This is a genomic window from Pseudonocardia xinjiangensis (assembly GCF_012911925.1).
GTDB classification, from domain to species: Bacteria; Actinomycetota; Actinomycetes; order Mycobacteriales; family Pseudonocardiaceae; genus Pseudonocardia; species Pseudonocardia xinjiangensis.
On sequence record NZ_JAAXKY010000026.1, the window covers coordinates 14,358 to 31,218 of the forward strand.

The 16,861-nt window shown below is 72.9% G+C and carries 12 protein-coding genes and 1 pseudogene; 8 read left to right on the forward strand and 5 right to left on the reverse strand.

Translation table 11 applies throughout. From position 1 onward, the window contains the following. The first annotated feature begins 18 nt into the window (after positions 1–18). The 5 genes and pseudogenes from HF577_RS10745 to HF577_RS10765 all read left to right on the forward strand — a co-directional run bounded on the left by HF577_RS10745 (position 19) and on the right by HF577_RS10765 (position 3,667). Positions 19–696, forward strand: a complete 678-nt coding sequence (locus HF577_RS10745) for a DsbA family protein (RefSeq protein WP_169395637.1) — start codon at positions 19–21, stop codon at positions 694–696. A 2-nt stretch (positions 697–698) separates the two neighbouring features. Then, positions 699–1,373 carry a vitamin K epoxide reductase family protein gene (locus HF577_RS10750; protein ID WP_169395638.1) on the forward strand — a complete coding sequence of 225 codons (675 nt, stop codon included), beginning with the start codon at positions 699–701 and terminating at the stop codon, positions 1,371–1,373. A 58-nt stretch (positions 1,374–1,431) separates the two neighbouring features. Next, positions 1,432–1,776 (forward strand): ArsR/SmtB family transcription factor, encoded by a 345-nt coding sequence (locus HF577_RS10755; RefSeq protein ID WP_169395670.1) that lies wholly within the window; start codon positions 1,432–1,434, stop codon positions 1,774–1,776. Beyond that, positions 1,773–2,384, forward strand: a pseudogene (locus tag HF577_RS10760) (cation transporter); the annotation flags it as partial. The gene HF577_RS10755 and the pseudogene HF577_RS10760, both read left to right, overlap by 4 nt. A 284-nt stretch (positions 2,385–2,668) precedes the next feature. Further along, positions 2,669–3,667, forward strand: a complete 999-nt coding sequence (locus HF577_RS10765; RefSeq protein WP_169395640.1) for a DUF1996 domain-containing protein — start codon at positions 2,669–2,671, stop codon at positions 3,665–3,667. A 10-nt stretch (positions 3,668–3,677) separates the two neighbouring features. Here HF577_RS10765 and HF577_RS10770 read toward each other — a convergent pair whose 3' ends face one another. Next, the gene (locus HF577_RS10770) at positions 3,678–5,027 is read right to left on the reverse strand and encodes an MFS transporter (RefSeq protein WP_169395641.1); all 1,350 of its coding nucleotides are present in this window, start codon (positions 5,025–5,027) and stop codon (positions 3,678–3,680) included. A 210-nt stretch (positions 5,028–5,237) separates the two neighbouring features. Here HF577_RS10770 and HF577_RS10775 point away from each other — a divergent pair, with 210 nt between their 5' ends. Beyond that, positions 5,238–5,525, forward strand: a complete 288-nt coding sequence (locus HF577_RS10775; protein WP_169395642.1) for a hypothetical protein — start codon at positions 5,238–5,240, stop codon at positions 5,523–5,525. Positions 5,526–5,559: 34 nt separating this feature from the next. Here the strand turns inward: HF577_RS10775 and cydD are convergent, their stop codons facing one another. Genes cydD through HF577_RS39670 form a run of 4 tightly spaced genes read right to left on the reverse strand, consistent with a single transcriptional unit; the run spans position 5,560 to position 13,381 of the window. After that, positions 5,560–8,982: a thiol reductant ABC exporter subunit CydD gene (gene cydD, locus HF577_RS39195; RefSeq protein ID WP_169395643.1), complete on the reverse strand. Its 3,423-nt coding sequence runs from the start codon at positions 8,980–8,982 to the stop codon at positions 5,560–5,562. A gap of 22 nt (positions 8,983–9,004) precedes the next feature. Next, a complete protein-coding gene (locus HF577_RS10785; protein ID WP_211174080.1) occupies positions 9,005–10,363 on the reverse strand; it encodes an NAD(P)/FAD-dependent oxidoreductase in 1,359 nt (452 codons plus the stop codon). A 27-nt stretch (positions 10,364–10,390) separates the two neighbouring features. Then, complete coding sequence (gene zwf, locus HF577_RS10790) at positions 10,391–11,767, reverse strand: glucose-6-phosphate dehydrogenase (RefSeq protein ID WP_169395644.1); 1,377 nt, start codon at positions 11,765–11,767, stop codon at positions 10,391–10,393. Positions 11,768–11,800: 33 nt separating this feature from the next. Beyond that, a complete protein-coding gene (locus tag HF577_RS39670; protein WP_169395645.1) occupies positions 11,801–13,381 on the reverse strand; it encodes a GMC oxidoreductase in 1,581 nt (526 codons plus the stop codon). Between the two features lie 247 nt (positions 13,382–13,628). On the opposite strand from HF577_RS39670, the gene HF577_RS10800 reads away from it, so the two are divergent. Then, complete coding sequence (locus HF577_RS10800) at positions 13,629–15,470, forward strand: glycoside hydrolase family 15 protein (RefSeq protein WP_169395646.1); 1,842 nt, start codon at positions 13,629–13,631, stop codon at positions 15,468–15,470. A gap of 1 nt (position 15,471) precedes the next feature. Beyond that, the gene (locus tag HF577_RS10805; RefSeq protein ID WP_169395647.1) at positions 15,472–16,857 is read left to right on the forward strand and encodes a cytochrome ubiquinol oxidase subunit I; all 1,386 of its coding nucleotides are present in this window, start codon (positions 15,472–15,474) and stop codon (positions 16,855–16,857) included. The last annotated feature ends 4 nt before the right edge of the window (positions 16,858–16,861 follow it).

Below are 16,861 nucleotides of genomic sequence, written 5' to 3' on the forward strand. Positions count from 1 at the left end.
CCGAGGAAGACCCAGCTCATGAACAGAAACGTGGTACTGACGGTCGGGCTCGTCGTCGCCGCGACGATCGGTTTCGTGGTGGCGCTGACCCTGTCCGGGCCGACCGCCCCCGCCGACGACGCGGCCCCGGTGGCCGCGCCCGGGGCCGTGGCCCCGGCCGAGCTACTGGTCCGCCCCGACAGCCACCTGCTGTCCACCGCTCCCGACGGCAAGGTCACCTTCGTGGAGTTCCTCGACTTCGAGTGCGAAGCCTGCCGCGCCGTGTTCCCCGCCGTCGAGCAGCTGCGGGAGGAGTACGCGGGCCGGGTGAGCTTCGTGCTGCGCTACTTCCCGATCCCCAGCCACGCCAACGCCGAGAACGCCGCCGTCGCGGTGGAGGCCGCTGCCCGGCAGGGCCGGCTGGAAGCGATGTACCAGCGGATGTACCGGACCCAGCCCGAGTGGGGCGAGCAGCGGGAGTCGCAGGCCGGCGTCTTCCGGGGCTTCGCCGAGGACCTCGGCCTGGACATGGGCGCGTACGACCGGACCGTCGCCGAGCCCGCCACCCTGGAGCGGGTCCGCTCCGACCAGAAGGACGGCATCGCCCTCGGGGTGGAGGGCACCCCGACGTTCTTCGTCAACGGCACCCGCCTCGAACCCCGCACGACCGACGACCTGCGCGCAGCCATCGACCGCGCCCTGACCGAGGCGGCGTGACGATGGCGGCACCGACTGCGGTTCCCGCCGGCGGGGGTCCTCCCGGGCCGAGCGCGCCGTCCACGGCCGCCGAGCCGCACGCCCGGTTCCTCGGCCGGGCGACCGGGTGGGTCCTCGCCGTCGGCGGGACGGTGGGCGCGGTCGCGGCGCTCGCCCTGATCCTCGACCGGATCGCGCTGCTGAAGGACCCGGCGTACGTGCCGAGCTGCTCGATCAGCCCGCTGCTGTCCTGTGGGCCCGTGATGGCGTCACCGCAGGCCGAGCTGCTCGGGTTCCCCAACCCGCTCATCGGGCTGGTCGCGTTCCCCGTCGTCGCCACCACCGGCGTCGTCGTCCTCACCGGCGCGGCGCTCCCGCGCTGGTACTGGCTGGCGCTGCAGGGCGGCGCCACGGCCGGGGTGGTGTTCGTGCACTGGCTGATCGCGGCGAGCCTCTACCGCATCGGGGCACTGTGTCCCTACTGCATGGCGGTGTGGGTCGTCACGATCGCCACCTTCTGGTACCTCACGCTGCACAACCTCTCGGCGGGGCGGCTGCCGGTCCCGGACCGGTGGCGGGGGGCCACCGCCGGCCTGGCCCGCTACCACTCGACGGTTCTCGCCGCCTGGTTCCTCGTCATCGCCGCGATGATCGCGAACGCCTTCTGGCCCTACTGGGTCGGCCTCGTCGCCGCCTGACTTCGTGACCGCCCGCCTTCCGATCATCGCCACGCGGCGCTAGCATCGCCGCGTGGCGATGGATTGTTGCGGGAACGACCTGACGCCGGCCGTGGCGCTGTTCCGGTCGCTGGGCGATCCGGCGCGGCTGGCCATCGTGCGGCGGCTCGCCGAGGGAGAGGCCCGGGTCGTCGACCTGACGCGCGTGCTCGGCCTGGCCCAGTCGACCGTCTCGAAGCACATCGCGTGCCTGCGGGACTGCCGGCTGGTGGACTTCCGCACCGAGGGTCGGCAGTCGTTCTACTCCCTGACGCGCCCGGAGCTGATCGACCTGCTGCGCAGCGCGGAGCGGCTGCTGACCGAGAGCGGCGACGCGGTGGCGCTCTGCCCGGTCTACGGCGATCCGGCCGAGGTGGCGCCGTGAGCCGCCCGGCCGTCGCCCCGGACCGCCGGGCCGTCCTGCGCCGCCGGATCCGGCTGCTCGTCGCCGCGACGATCACCTACAACGTCGTCGAGGCGGTCGTCGCGGTCACCGCGGGGACCATCGTCTCGTCGGTCGCGCTCGTCGGCTTCGGCCTGGACTCGGTCATCGAGGTCGGCTCCGCGGCCGCGGTGGCGTGGCAGTTCGCGGCGCCGGACCCCGAGCGCCGGGAGCGGGTCACGCTGCGGGTCATCGCCTGCTCGTTCTTCGCGCTCGCCGCCTACGTGACCGTGGAGGCACTGCGCACGCTCATCGGTGGTGACCGGCCGGGGCACTCCACCGTCGGTATCGTGCTGGTCGCGGTCAGCGTGGTGATCATGCCGGCGCTGTCGTGGGCCCAGCGGCGCGCCGGGCGAGAGTTCGGCTCGGCCAGCGCGGTGGCCGACTCGAAGCAGACACTGCTGTGCACCTACCTGTCGGCCGGCGTCCTCGTCGGGCTCGTGCTCAACGCGGTGCTCGGCTGGTGGTGGGCCGATCCGGCCGTCGCGCTCGGCCTGGCCGTCGTCGCCGTCCGGGAGGGTCGCGAGGCGTTGCGTGGCGAGACGTGCTGCCCGCCCGTCCTGCTGAGTGACGAGAGCAACGCCGTCGAGGGGAGCGACGCCCGCGGCGCGATGCACGAGCGCGGTTGCGGCGGCGCGCCCGGCTGCACCTGCTGCTAGAGCGGTTGTCGCCGTCCACCGGGCCGCCCGGGAGCCGGCCGGCCGCGACCGGTTGGCCATTACGGATCCCTGTGATGATCACGACCGCGCCGACGGCCCCCGCAGCAGAGGCCTAACCTCGGAGCCAGTGATCATGCGGTCCGCACCATCGGGGCCCGCAGACACGGGAAGGGGGCGTGGTGATCGGTTCGGGGGGCAGGCCGGTCCGTTCCGAGTGGACCGGGTACGTGGTCATCGCGGTCGTCGTGGTCCTCTGGGCGGCCCTGGTCTCCTGCGACGTCGGTGGCGGTGGCGGGGGCCACGGCGACCACGAGGGGCCCGTCGCCGCGGACTTCGTGCAGATCGCCGACGTGGCACCCGCGCCACCCTCGCCCGCGGCCGCGAGCACGGGGTCGGCCGGCACGTTCAGCGAGGACTGCGGCCGCAACCAGCAGGGCATCCGCAACGCCGACAACCTGATCACCAGCCCTGGCGAGTCCGGGGGCGCTCACCATGCCCACGACTACGTCGGCAACGTCTCCACGAACGCGTTCTCCACCGACGACAGCCTCGCGGCCGCGGCCACGACGTGCGCCGACGGCGACCGCTCGACGTTCTTCTGGCCGGTTCTGCTGGTGTCCGACGGCTCGGCGGCAACCGCCACCAACGGCGACAACCTGCGCGTGCGGATCCCGGACTCGGTACTCGTGGAGTTCCGCGGCAGCCCGGTGAGCAACGTCGTGCCGATGCCGCGCTTCCTGCGGGTGCTCGAGGGCAACCCGCACGGGCTGACCGCAGGCGGGGCCGACACGGAGCACGTGCAGTGGAGCTGTTCCGGGGACCGGGAGCGCGTCACCCGGCAGTACCCGCTGTGCCCGGCGGGCCAGCAGGTGGTGCGCATCTTCGACTTCCCCAGCTGCTGGAACGGCAAGACCCTCGACAGCCGCGACCACCACTCCCACCTGCTGTACCCCGGGCCGTCCGGGCTCTGTCAGGGCGGGACGTTCCCGGTGCCGCAACTGCACATCGAGGTGGCCTACACGGTCCCGCCGGGCGCCCAGTACGCCGTCGACTCGTTCCCCGAGGAGCTGCGCAGCCCCATCAGCGACCACGCCGGATACGTGAACGTCATGACGGACGCGCTCATGGCGAAGGTCGTCGACTGCCTCAACTCCGGGCAGCACTGCACCTCGTGACCGTGGGCCCTCAGGCGTCCGCTTCGAGCCGCAGGTCGCGGCCGCGGGTCTCCGGCATCCGGATCGCGGTGACGAGGGTGACCAGCATGATCGCCGTCATGTAGACCACGACCCCGATCCACCCCGCGAACAGCTGCACGAGCACCCCCGACAGCAGCGGCGCGATGCCGCCGCCGAGCACCGCCGAGAACTCGCGCCCGAGCGCGACGCCCGCGTAGCGGTAGCGCGAGCCCGAGAGCTCGGCGAACGCGGCGGCCTGCGAGCCCACGGTGCCGTACGCGGCGAAGACGAAGCCGATCACGATCACGATCACGACGAGTGCGGGGTTGCCGGTGTCCAGCAGCAGGAACGCCGGCGCCGGGAACACCACGAGGAACGCGGCCACCGCGATGATGACCGGCCGGCGGCCGAACCGGTCGGTGAGCACGCCGGTGACGAACGCCGACACGCAGCCGAAGAGCGCTCCCACGAGCAGCGCCTGCGGCACCAGCCGCGAGTCCACCCCGACGGTCTGGATCAGGTAGCTGCCGATGAAGACCTGGAACACGTACGACTGCGTGTTGCCGCCGATGTTCAGTGCGAAGGTGCGGAAGAACGGGCGGCGCCCGACGGTGAACACGCTTCTGATCGGCGAGTCGAGGACGTCGCGCTCCTGCTCCTGCTCCCGTTTCGCCTGCTCGAAGACGGGGGCGTCGCGCAGCTTCCGGCGCAGGACGTACGCGGCGAGGGTCACGAACGCGCTCGAGAAGAACACGATCCGCCATCCCCAGGCGAGTAGCTGCTCGTCGGGCATCAGCTGCACGAGGATCCAGACCACGGCACCGAGCGCGGTGCCCGCCGAGGCGCCAACGAACACGAGCGAGGCGTACCGGCCGCGACGCTCGCGGGGGGCGGTCTCGGCGAGCAGCACCACACCGCCCGCCTGCTCGGCCCCCGCTCCGAACCCCTGGAACAGCCGCAGCAGGACCAGCAGCGCGGGCGCGAGCACCCCGACCTGCTCGTAGCTCGGCAGAGCACCGATGAGGAACGTCGAGATGCCCATCAGGAACAGCGTGGCGACGAGCACGAACTTGCGGCCGAGCCGGTCGCCGTAGCGCGAGAAGAACAGTCCGCCCAGTGGCCGGGCGAGGAAGCCGACCGCGTAGGTGGCGAACCCCGCGATGACGCCGACCGCCGGATCCGCGTCGGGGAAGAAAATGCGGTTGAAGACGAGGGCGGTGGCGGTGCCGTAGATGACGAAGTCGTACTGCTCCAGCGCGGTCCCGATGAGCCCGCCCCACGCCGCGGTGCGCAGGTTGCGCCGGTCGACCCGGTTGCCGGAGCCGTCGTCGATCGTGTCCGCTGCCGCGTCCTGCGTCATCGCCGGCCCCCTGTCATCAGCGGCCGGCACCGCTCCGGCCGGCGTGATCGTAAGTGGGATGCGGTGCCGGCGCCGGGCGGCGCCGGCACCCGGTCAGCCGTGCCGGTCATCCCCGCCGGGTGATGTGGACCTACCGGCGACGTTGCGACGCTCCCGCCGGCGGGGCGGGTCTGCCGCACGTCGTGACCGTGCCGAGCCAGGCAGCAAGAGATGACCGACCGTCGGACCGACCCGTCGCTCGAGGACCTCGACCGCAGGCTGGTGATCGGCGCCGGGGTGGCGTTCGCCGTCGCGGCCCTGGCCGGACTGGCCGGTGCCGTGATGGGTGGCGTCGCGGTGCTGACCGCGAGCAGCCGCTGGTACCGCCGCGCCGACCTGACCCCCCAGGAGCTCGCGAACCTGAAGTGGCAGCAGGCGAAGGCGGCAGTGGGGGCGGGGGCAGGCGCCTGGAGCGACGCGGAGCGCTCGTCCTACTCCCCGCGATCGAAGCGCGGCTGACATCCGAGCACGGCGCGGCGAGGCCCCGGGCCGGTCACGTCCGCTCGCTGACCGCGGGAGGTGCGTCCCTGCGGGGCGCCGGGGCCGAGAGGCTCACCCGCGGGAGCCCCGGTAGCTCCTCGGGGCGGTGGGTGACCACGAGCGCCGTACGTCCGGTGGTCACCCGCAGCAGGTCGGCGCACACGTGCGCCGCGGTGACGGCGTCGAGGTGGGCCGTCGGCTCGTCCAGCAGCAGCACCGGCCGGTCGGCGAGCAGCGCCCGCGCGAGACCGATGCGTTGTCGCTCGCCGCCGGAGACGGCACCACCGTGCCTGCCGACCGCGGTCTCCATCCCCTCGGGCAGGCAGGCCAGCCACTTGCCGAGCCCCGCACGGCGAAGCGCGTGGACGATCTCGTCATCGCCTGCCTCCGGGCGGGCGAGCAGGAGGTTCTGCCGCAGGGTGCTGTCGAACAGGTGCGTGGCGGGGCCGCACCACGCGATCCGGGCGCGCAGGTCGTCCCCGAGTACCTCGCGGGTGTCGATCCCGTCGAGGTGCACGGCGCCGGCCCACGGTTCGAGGGTGCGCAGGAGCGCGGCCAGCACCGTGGTCTTGCCGCTGCCCGTCGGGCCGGTGAGGACGAGCCGCTCGCCCGCGGGGAGGCGCAGGTCCAGGCCGGCCACCGCGTCCCGGTCGGAGCCCGGCCACCGGACGGAGAGCGCGCGGGTGTCCAGCCGCTGCCCCGGCGGCACCGCACGTGGGCGGTCCGGTTCGGACACGGCAGCGGGCGCCCGCTCCAGCTCGGCGAGCCGACGTGCCGCCGGCAGCGCGGTCGCGAGCCGCTGCGCGGCGTCCGGCAGCGCCGCGACCAGCTCGGCGGTGGCCAGCGGGGTCAGCGCCAGCACCGCCAGCGCCGTGCCGGGGAGCACGCCCGCCCGCACCGCCGCCACGCCGAGCGCCGTGCACAGCACGGTGGCACCCCCGACGGCCAGCACCGTGAGCGCGACGCCGAGGCCGGTGGCCGTGGCCGCGCGCCGGTGCAGCGCGAGCAGCCGACCGTCGAGGGTGGCCAGCGTGCGGCGGCGGTCGCCGGCGGCGCCGAATGCGAGCAGGTCGGGGCTCCCGTCCAGCAGTTCGACCACCGCGCCGACGACCGCGCCCCGGGCCGCCGCGGTGCGCCGGGCCGCCCGCCGGGCGAGCGACACGGTGAGAGCCGGGGCGACGACGCCGGCAAGGACCAGGCCCGCCGCGAGCACGACGCCCGCCTCCGGGAGCAGTACGGCGAGCAGGGTGACGGTGCCGGCTCCCACCACCGCGGCGGACGCCGCCGGCACCAGTGCCCGGACCAGCACGTCCTGCTGGGCGTCGACGTCGCCGACCATCCGGGCCAGCAGCTCGCCCGACCGCAGCCGCCCGCTCACGGCCGGTCCCAGCCGGACGAGCGCGTCCCACAGCCGGACCCGCAGCACCGCGAGCACCCGCAGGGCGACGTCGTGCGACGCCAGCCGCTCGGCGTAGCGGAGAAGGCCCTTGGCCAGCCCGAACGTCCGCACCGCGACGATCGCCACGATGAGCGTCAGCACCGGCGGCTGCAGTGCCGCGGCCGAGATCAGGTACGCCGAGGTGGCCGCGAGCGCGACCGCGGACCCCAGCGCCCCGCTGCCCGCGAGCACCGCGACGGCGAGCCGGCCCCGGTGCGGGTGGACCACGGCGAGCAGCCCCCGCAGGCCGGCAGCCGGTGAGTCCGGCACCCCCGCGGCCGCGGGCTCCGGATCCGGCGGGCGGGCCGGAGCCGGTCCGGGCGCGGGTGCCGGCTCCGTGCCTGCTGGGACGGTGCCTGCCGGGATCGGGGCAGCCGGGGCTCCGGGCAGCGCGACCACCCGGTCGCACAGGCCGAGCACCGCGCGCCGGTGGCTCACCACCACCGTGGTGCGGCCGGCGAGCGCCGCCGGCAGCGCGGCCAGCAGCGCGGCCTCCGACTCCGCGTCGATGCCCTCCGTCGGCTCGTCGAGCAGGAGCAGCGGGCGGTCGGCCAGCAGCGCCCTGGCGAGCGCGACGCGCCGCTGCTGGCCGGTGGAGAGCCCCTGCCCGCGCTCGTGCACCGCGGTGTCCAGTGGCAGGCCCAGCGCGACGGACGCGGCGACGGCGGCCACCCGGGCGTCGCTGGCGTCGGGGGCGCCCAGCCGCAGGTTCTCCCCCACCGTGCCCTCCACCAGCACCGGACGCTGCGGCACCCAGGCGACGCGGCGCAGCCAGTCGTCCCGGTCCACGTCGGCGAGGTCGGTCCCGGCCACCGTCACGGCACCCCGGTCCGGCCGCCGCCAGCCCAGCAGCAGGTCGAGCAGCGTGGACTTGCCCGCACCGCTGGGGCCGGTGAGGCCGAGCACCTCGCCGGGAGCGATCGTGATCGACACCGCGTCGAACACCGGTCCGGAGCGCCCGTCCACCCCCACCGCGTCGAGCCGGACCGCCCCGTCCGCGGGGTCGGGTGCGGGCTCCGCCCGTCCCGGTGCCGGCTCCGCGCACGGCGTGTCCAGCACCGCGAGGATGCTCTCCGCCGCGACCGCACCCTCGGCGCTGTCGTGGAACCGGGCGGCCACGGCGCGCAACGGCTGGTACACCTCGGGCGCCAGGATGATCACCAGCAGGCCGGTCGCCAGGTCGAGCTGCCCGCCGACGAGGCGAAGCCCCACCGACACCGCGACCAGCGCCACCGACAGCGTGGCCAGCAGTTCCAGCACGAGCGACGACAGGAACGCCACCCGCAGGCCCCGCATCGTCTCCACGCGGTACCGCTCGGACATCGCCCCGATCTGCTGCCCCTGCCGGCGCGCGCGCCCGTACGCGGTCAGCACGTCGAGCCCGGCGACGACGTCGACGAAGTGGTGGCCCAGCACCGCCAGCGCACGCCACTGCCGGCCCGTCCTTGCCCGCGTGTGCAGCCCGATGAGCACCATGAACACCGGGATCAGCGGGACGGTGACGCCCACGACCAGCGCCGAGACCCAGTCGGCCGTGAGGATCCGGACGGCGACGACGAGCGGCACCACGGCGCCGACGAGCAGCTGGGGGAGGTAGCGGCCGACGTAGCCGTCGAGGCCGTCGACACCACGGCTCGCCAGGGTCGCCAGCCCTCCCGTGGCGGGGAGTCCGGGGTGGCGCGGGCCCAGCCGCAGCACGTGGTCGAGCACCGCGGCGCGCAGCTGCGTCACCGCCGCTGCCGCTGCCCGCTGGGCGGCGACCTCCGCCCCCCAGCTCAGCGCGGCCCGGCCCAGCACGACGGCGGACAGGGCCATGAGCGGTGCCGCGAGCTCGGCGACCCCGGCGCCGCCGAGGAACCCGCTGGCGACCGTCGTCGCGAGCAGCTCGGCCTGCGCGATCACCAGGAGCGCGGTGGCCACCCCGATCGCCGCCCCCACCCCGACGAACCGGCGGACGGCCGGGGCGTGCCGCAGCAGCCGCCTGGTCGGTGCGGTCATGGAGGCACGGGGGGCACGGTCGTTACGGCCCGACGGCCGGCAGGTCCTTGCCCGGCGGCGCGTCGTAGACGGTGCGCAGCTCGTCGATCTGCTGCGTCGTGTACGTGCACTGGTGGCGGTTGTCCCGGATGAAGACGTTGGCCCACGTGATCACCGCGCTGAAGCGGTTTCGGTAGCCGGTGAGGAAGGCGAGATGGATGAACAGCCACGCCAGCCAGCCGGGGAGCCCCGCGAAGTGCACCGGGCCCGCCGAGACGATCGCGTTGCCGCGGGACAGGTAGGCGGCCGAGCCGAGGTCGTGGTAGCGGAACGGGCCGACCTCCGGGGCGCCCGGGTTCTCGATCCGGTGCCGGATCCGGCGCCCGGCGTGGGTTCCCGCCTGCATCGCGACCTCGGCCACGCCGGGCAGCCCGCCGAGGGACATCATGTCCCCGATCACGGAGATGTCGGGGTGGCCGGGGATCGTGAGGTCGGGGTTCACCTGGATGCGCCCGGCCCGGTCGCGCTGGGCGCCGGTGGCTGCCGCGATGGCCGCGGCCAGCGGCGGTGCCTCCACCCCGGCGGCCCAGAGCACGGTGCCCGCGTCGTACCGGGTGGTCGCCCCGGCCTTGTCCTGGACGTCCAGGCCGAGGCCGTCCACGGAGGTGACGTGGGTGCCGAGGTGCAGCTCCACGCCCATCTCCTGCAGCGCCGCCGCGGCCTTGGCCGACAACGCCTTGCCGAAGGACGCGAGCGGGGCGCTGCCACCGTCGAACAGCAGGACGCGGGCGTCCTCCGGGCGGATGCGCCGGAACTCCGACCGCAGGGTGCGGGTGGCGAGCTCGCGGATCTGTCCGGCCAGCTCCACCCCGGTGGGCCCGGCGCCGACCACGGCGAAGGTGAGCCAGCGCCGCTGCTCCTCGGGATCCGACGCGGTCTCGGCGAGCTCGAACGCACCGAACACCCGCCGCCGGATCTCCAGCGCGTCGGCGATGGTCTTCATCCCGGGCGCCCACTGCGCGAACTCGTCGTGCCCGAAGTACGACTGCTGCATGCCGGCCGCGACGATCAGGTCGTCGTAGGGCAGCGTCATGGGCTCGCCACCGGGGCGCAGCGCGAACACGCTGCGGGCCGCCGGGTCCACGTCGACGACCTCGGCCAGCACGCACTCGACGTCGCGTCCCTTGAAGACCTCCCGCAGGGGCGCGGCGATCTGGCCCTCGGAGAGGATCCCGGTGGCGACCTGGTAGAGCAGCGGCTGGAACAGGTGGTGCTGTGCGGAGTCGACGATCGTCACGGCGATGTCCTCGCGGCGCAGCGCACGAGCGGCGTAGAGCCCGCCGAAGCCGCCCCCGACGATCACGACGCGGTGGACGGTGCCCCGATCCAGATCATCTGCCACGGTGTCCTCGCTTTCCTGCTCGGCGGGTCACCCCGCCGGGTCGTGCCAGTCGTCGCCGTTCGGCAGCAGGCCGTCGGCCTCCTTCGGCCCCCACGTGCCGCGCTGGTAAGTGTGCACGGGGACGATGTCGCCCAGCACGGGGTCGACGACGCGCCAGGCTGCTTCCACGGTGTCCTGGCGGGCGAACAGTACGCGGTTGCCGCTCAGGGCAGCTCCGATGAGTCGGTCGTAGGGGCGCATGTCCGACGCGCTGTCCTCGGCGAACACGAGATCCTGCAGCTGAGGCTCGCGCCCGGCGCCGGGTTTCTTCCCCGCGAGGGCGAGCCCGATCTCCGTGTTGGGCCAGATCCGGAACCTCAGCGTGTTCTTCAGTCGCGTCCGCCCGACTCCGAACACGTCGAAGGGCACGGGCCGGAACCGGATGCTGACCTCCGTCGCGGTCACGGGCATCGTCTTGCCTGCGCGGATGAGGATCGGCACCCCCGCCCAGCGCCACGAGTCGAGCGCGAGCCGGACCGCGACGTAGGTCTCCACCGTCGACGCCGGGTCGACGCCCTCCACGTCGTGGTAGCCCTCGTACTGGCCACGGACGGCGTCCGCGGGCGTCAGCGGGCGCAGTGCCGAGATCACCCGCGACTTGGAGTCGAGCCACGAGTCGGGGCCCGACCCGTCGGGCGGGTCGGCGATGACGCTGGCGAGCACCTGCAGCATGTGGTTCTGCACGACGTCGCGGATGGCGCCCGTGCGGTCGTAGAACCGCCCGCGGTCGGCCACGTCGAACGCCTCGGCCATCGTGATCTGGATGCTCTCGACGTGGTCGCGGTTGAGCAGCGGCTCGATCATCGAGTTGGCGAACCGCGCGACCAGCACGTCGTTGAGCGGGTCGAGTCCCAGCCAGTGGTCGACGCGGTAGATCGCGTCCTCGGGGAAGTGGTCGTGCATCGTCTTGTCCAGGGCGATGGCGCTCGCCAGGTCGGAGCCGAACGGCTTCTCCACCATCACCCGGGCGCCGTCGGCGCGCCCGGCCCCCGCGATGCCCTCGGCGATGCGCGCGAACAGGACCGGCGGTACCTCGAGGTAGAACAGGGCCTGCCCGCAGCCGCCCATCTCCCGCGACATCGCGTCGTAGGTGGCGCTGTCGTCCAGGTCCCCGTCGACGTAGCGGAGCAGTTCGAGCATCGTCCTGGCCGACGGTGACTCCGGATCCATGCCGTTGTCGCGCAGGGACTGCGCCGCGTACTCGCGGAACCGCTCGAGGTTCCATCCGCTGCGGGCCACCCCGATGACGGGGACGGTGAGCACCCCCCTGTCCACCAGCCCCACCAGCGCGGGGAACGTCTCCAGCTTGGCGAGGTCACCGGTCGCCCCGAAGATGACCAGCGCGCCCACGTGGTCGGTAGCCATCGTTGCTCCTGTCCGTCGGGTGGATGCTGCGGGTCAGCCGAGACGTTCGAGCACGTGGTCACCGACGCGCAGGGCGTTCGCCATCGCCGTCAGGGACGGGTTCACCGCACCGATGCTCGGGAAGAAGCTCGTGTCGACCACGTAGAGGTTGTCGACCTCGTGCGCCCGGCAGTGGACGTCGAGGGCGGACGAGGCCGGGTCGGTGCCGAACCGGACGGTGCCCGCCTGGTGGGCCGTGGCCCCGATCGGCATGCCCTTGTGCAGGTAGATGCTGTGGTCGAGCAGGTGGTTCTCGTGCATCCCCAGGTCGCCGAGCCGTCCCTGCAGCTCGTGGCGCAGCCGTTTCAGCCCTTCCGTGTTGTGCTTCTCGTCGAGTGCGAGATGGATGCGCCCGTCGCCGTCGAGGGTGACCCGGTTCTCGGGCAGGGGGAGGTCCTCGCCGCAGAGCCAGAAGTCGACGGCGTGGCGGGCGAGCTCGTCGAAGGGCATCTCGGGGGCGACCCGGCCCGCCCAGCGCGGGGCGTTGGCCCGGACCTGCTCGGCGTCGGACTTGCCGAGCATCTGGATGCCGCCCATCGGGTGGTCGAAGTCCTCCGAGCCGAGGTACCAGTCGTGCAGGGCGAGGGTCTTCTGGAACCGGGTCGGGTTCGGCTCCTTCGACACCGCCATCAGCGCCACGTTGTTGTGCCGCATGTAGTGCCGCCCGACCACGCCCGAGCCGTTGGCCAGCCCGTCGGGATGCCGGTCGGTGGCCGAGCGCAGCAGCAGGGCGGCGGAGTTCACGGCACCGCACGCGACCACCACGACGTCGGCGCTGAAGCGGACGCTCTCCCCGTCGTCCAGCTCGGTGACCACGGCCGTGACCGAGCGGCCGCTCGGGTCCGTCTCCAGCCGGGTCACGTAGGCACCGGTGAGGAGCTCGACACCCCCGTGGAGCAACGCGGGATCGACGCAGATGACCTCGGCGTCGGACTTCCCCCTGACCAGGCACGGGAACCCGTCCACGCGGTCGCAGCGGATGCACGTGCTGCCGTGGGCGGCACCGCCGTGGGGATCCTGCGTCAGCCGCACCCCGATCGGGAGGTGGAACGGGTGCAGTCCCTGCTTCTCGAGGTCGTCGGACAGCTGCTGGATCCGGGGCTCGTGCGCGACGGGAGGGAAGAGGTAGTCGGCGCTCGCCGGCCCGCCCGTCGGGTCCTCGCCGTGGCGCCCGTGCACCTCGTAGAGGTGTTCGGCCTCGGTGTAGTAGGGCTCGAGGTCGGCGTAGTCGATCGGCCAGGCCGGTGAGATCCCGGAGTAGTGGCGCAGCTCGCCGAAGTCCTGCGGGCGCAGCCGGAACAGCGCGGCGCCGTAGAACTTCGTGTTGCCGCCGACGTAGTAGTTCACCTCGGGAGGGAACTCGTGGCCGTTGCGGTCGAGCCACATCTCGGGAGCCCGGTACCGGGCTCTCACGAAGACCTCGGTGGAGTCCCAGTTCGCCCGCTCCCGCGGCAGGTAGCCACCGCGTTCGAGCATCAGGACCCGCTTGCCCGAGGGGGCGAGCCGGTGGGCGAACGTGCCGCCGCCCGCACCCGTGCCGATGACGATGACGTCGTAGTGGCGGTCCTCGGACACCGGGCCTCCTCGGGTGACGCTGTCGTGTCGCGCTCACCGTGCGGCGGCTCACCGGGGCAGCGCATCACCTTCCCTGTGTGACCCGGACCCCACCGACGGTGCGCGCGGCCCCCGGTTCACCGGCGTGCGGACGGCCGAATCCGGGCCGGCTCGACCGGGCGACGGGGACGCTCCTCCATATCGGGTGATGCACGAGCGCCTCGCCGTGACGACGGTGGGCTGCCGGGCCCATCCGCAGGAGGCAGCCATGACCGAGGCAGCGATCGCCGACCACGGCCTGATCGGCGATCTCCAGACCGCCGCGCTGGTCAGCACGGACGGCTCCGTCGACTGGTTCTGCTGTCCCCGGTTCGACTCGCCGAGCGTGTTCGGCGCCCTCCTCGACGACGAGAAGGGGGGGCATTTCCGGATCCGGCCACGGGCCGACTACGACTCGCGGCAGCTGTACTTCCCCGACACCGCCATTCTCATCACCCGGTTCACCACCGCTGCCGGGATGGGCGAGGTGGTCGACTTCATGCCGCCGGCGGGCAAGGTGCCCACCGCGAACCACCAGCTGGTCCGGATGATCCGCTGCGTCCGGGGCGAGATGACGTTCGACATCGACATCGCACCACGCTTCGACTACGGCCGCCGGGCCCACCGCACGGACGTGACGCACAACGGGGTGGTCTTCGCCACCGACACGTTGACCCTCACCCTGCACGTCGTACGGGAGCCCGGCGACGAGCGGATAGCCCAGGTCCGCGTCGCGGAGAACGACATGCACGTCGAGCTCAGCCTGAAGGCCGGCGACGTCCGGGGGGTGGTGCTGGAGTCGGGCGCCGACGGCCCGCCCCGGGAGATCCGGGTGGCCGAGTTCCAGCAGATGCACGACGACACCGTCCGGTACTGGCGCAACTGGCTCTCCCGCTGCACCTACACCGGGCGCTGGCGCGAGACCCTGCAGCGCTCGGCCATCACCCTCAAGCTCATGACCTACGCCCCGACCGGGGGGCTGGTGGCCGCGCCGACGACCGGGCTCCCCGAGCAGATCGGGGGCGAGCGCAACTGGGACTACCGCTACACCTGGGTGCGCGACGCGTCCTTCTCCGTCTATGCGCTGCTCCGGCTCGGGTTCAAGGAGGAGTCCGCGCAGTTCAGCCAGTGGCTGCGGGAGCGCGCCGACGAGCGGGTGGGCGGCGAGGGCGGGCCGCTCAACATCATGTACCGCGTCGACGGGTCCTCCGATCTGAAGGAGGAGTCCCTGGAGCACTGGTCGGGCTACCGGGGCTCGCGTCCGGTCCGGATCGGCAACGGTGCGTCCGACCAGCTCCAGCTCGACATCTACGGGGAGGCGCTCGACAGCATCTACTTCGCCGACCGGCGCGGGCTCGAGGTCGGGCACCGCGGCTGGATGGCCGTGCGCGAGCTGCTGAACTGGCTCGCCGACCACTGGAACCAGCCGGAGGAGGGCATCTGGGAGACCCGCGGGGGGCGTCAGGACTTCACCTACGGACGGCTGATGTGCTGGGTGGCGTTCGACCGGGGGATCCGGATGGCGTCCGTGCACGGGCGTCCGGCCCCGCTCATCAGGTGGACCGAGGCGCGCGACGCGATCTACGAGCAGATCATGGAGAAGGGCTGGAACCGGGAGTCCGGGGCGTTCGTCCAGCACTACGGCAGCACGACGCTCGACTCGTCGTTGCTGCGGATGTCCAGCGTCGGGTTCGTCTCCCCGTACGACCCGATGTGGGCCTCCACGCTGCGGGCGATGGAGGACGAGCTGGTCATCGACAGCCTGGTCTACCGCTACGACCCCGAGGCGTCACCCGACGGGCTGGAGGGCTCGGAAGGCACGTTCTCGCTCTGTTCGTTCATGTTCGTCGACGCGCTCGCGCGGGCGGGCCGGCTGGACGACGCCCGGCTCGCGTTCGAGAAGATGCTCACCTACTCCAACCACGTGGGGCTCTTCTCCGAGGAGATCGCCCTGTCCGGCGAGCAGATCGGCAACTTCCCGCAGGCCTTCACCCACCTCGCCCTGATCGACGCCGCGATCACCCTCGACGAGGCGCTCGACCGGGGCCGGCCGGCGCTGACGGGCGACTGACGTGGACGCGGTCGACCTGGCCCGGTTGCAGTTCGCGAGCACGTCGATCTACCACTTCCTGTTCGTGCCGCTCACGATCGGGCTGGCGCTGCTCGTGGCGCTCCTGCAGACGCAGTGGTACCGGACCGACCGGCCGGAGTACCTGCGCCTGACCCGGTTCTTCGGCGTGCTGCTCGTGATCAACGTGGCCGTCGGCGTGGTCACCGGGCTGGTGCAGGAGTTCCAGTTCGGGATGAACTGGTCGGGCTACTCGCGGTTCGTGGGCGACGTGTTCGGCGCCCCGCTCGCCATGGAAGGCCTGGCGGCGTTCTTCCTCGAGTCGGTGTTCCTCGGACTGTGGATCTTCGGCTGGAACCGGCTGTCCCGGCGGGTGCATCTCGCCACGATCTGGCTGGTCGCGCTGGGCGGCGTCCTCTCGGCCGCGTTCATCATGGCGGCGAACTCGTGGATGCAGAACCCCGTCGGCTACGTGATCAACCCGGACACCGGACGCGCGCAGCTCACCGACATCGGGGCCGTGCTGACCAACCCCGTGTTCCTGCGCAGCTACCTGCACGTGCTGCTCGCGTCGCTGGTCACCGCGGCGGTCGTCATGCTGGCCATCTCGGCCTGGCACCTGCGCCGCCGTCCCGACGACCCGGGTTTCCGCAGCTCGGCGCGGCTCGCCCTCGTGGTGCTGGCGCCGGCCACGGTGCTCAACCTGCTGGTCGGCAGCGAGCTCGGGGTCACCGAGGGCGAGTTCCAGCCGATGAAGATCGCCGCGGCCGAGGCGCAGTGGGAGACCTGCCAACCGTGCTCGTTCTCGATGTTCCAGATCGGCGGCGGCAACAACGACCAGACCCCGGACAAGATCATCGCGGTTCCCCACCTGCTGTCGCTGCTCGCCACGAACTCGTGGGACGGCCAGGTGGTGGGCATGAACGATCTGCAGGCCCAGTACGAGCAGCAGTACGGACCCGGGAACTACGTGCCCAACGTCTTCATCCAGTACTGGGCGATGCGGGTGATGGCCTACCTCGCCACCCTCATCGTCCTGGTGGCGCTCTGGGGCCTGTGGCGGTGGAACCGTCTGGGATCGTCGCCGTGGTTCCTGCGGGCGGCCCTGTGGAGCCTGCCGCTGCCCTTCCTGGTCAACACCGCGGGCTGGGTCCTCACCGAGAACGGCCGCCAGCCCTGGATCGTGCAGGGGCTGCAGCTCACGCGGGACGGCGTCTCACCCTCGGTGGGCACGGCCACGATCGTCGTCAGCCTGGTGGTCTTCATCGTGCTCTACGGAGCGCTCGCCGTCGTCGACTGGCTGCTGATGGCGCGCTACGCCCGTCGCGAGCTGGAGCCCGAGACACCCCCGGCCGAGGTCGAGCAGCCGGCCCACGCGCCGAGCTACTGAGCGG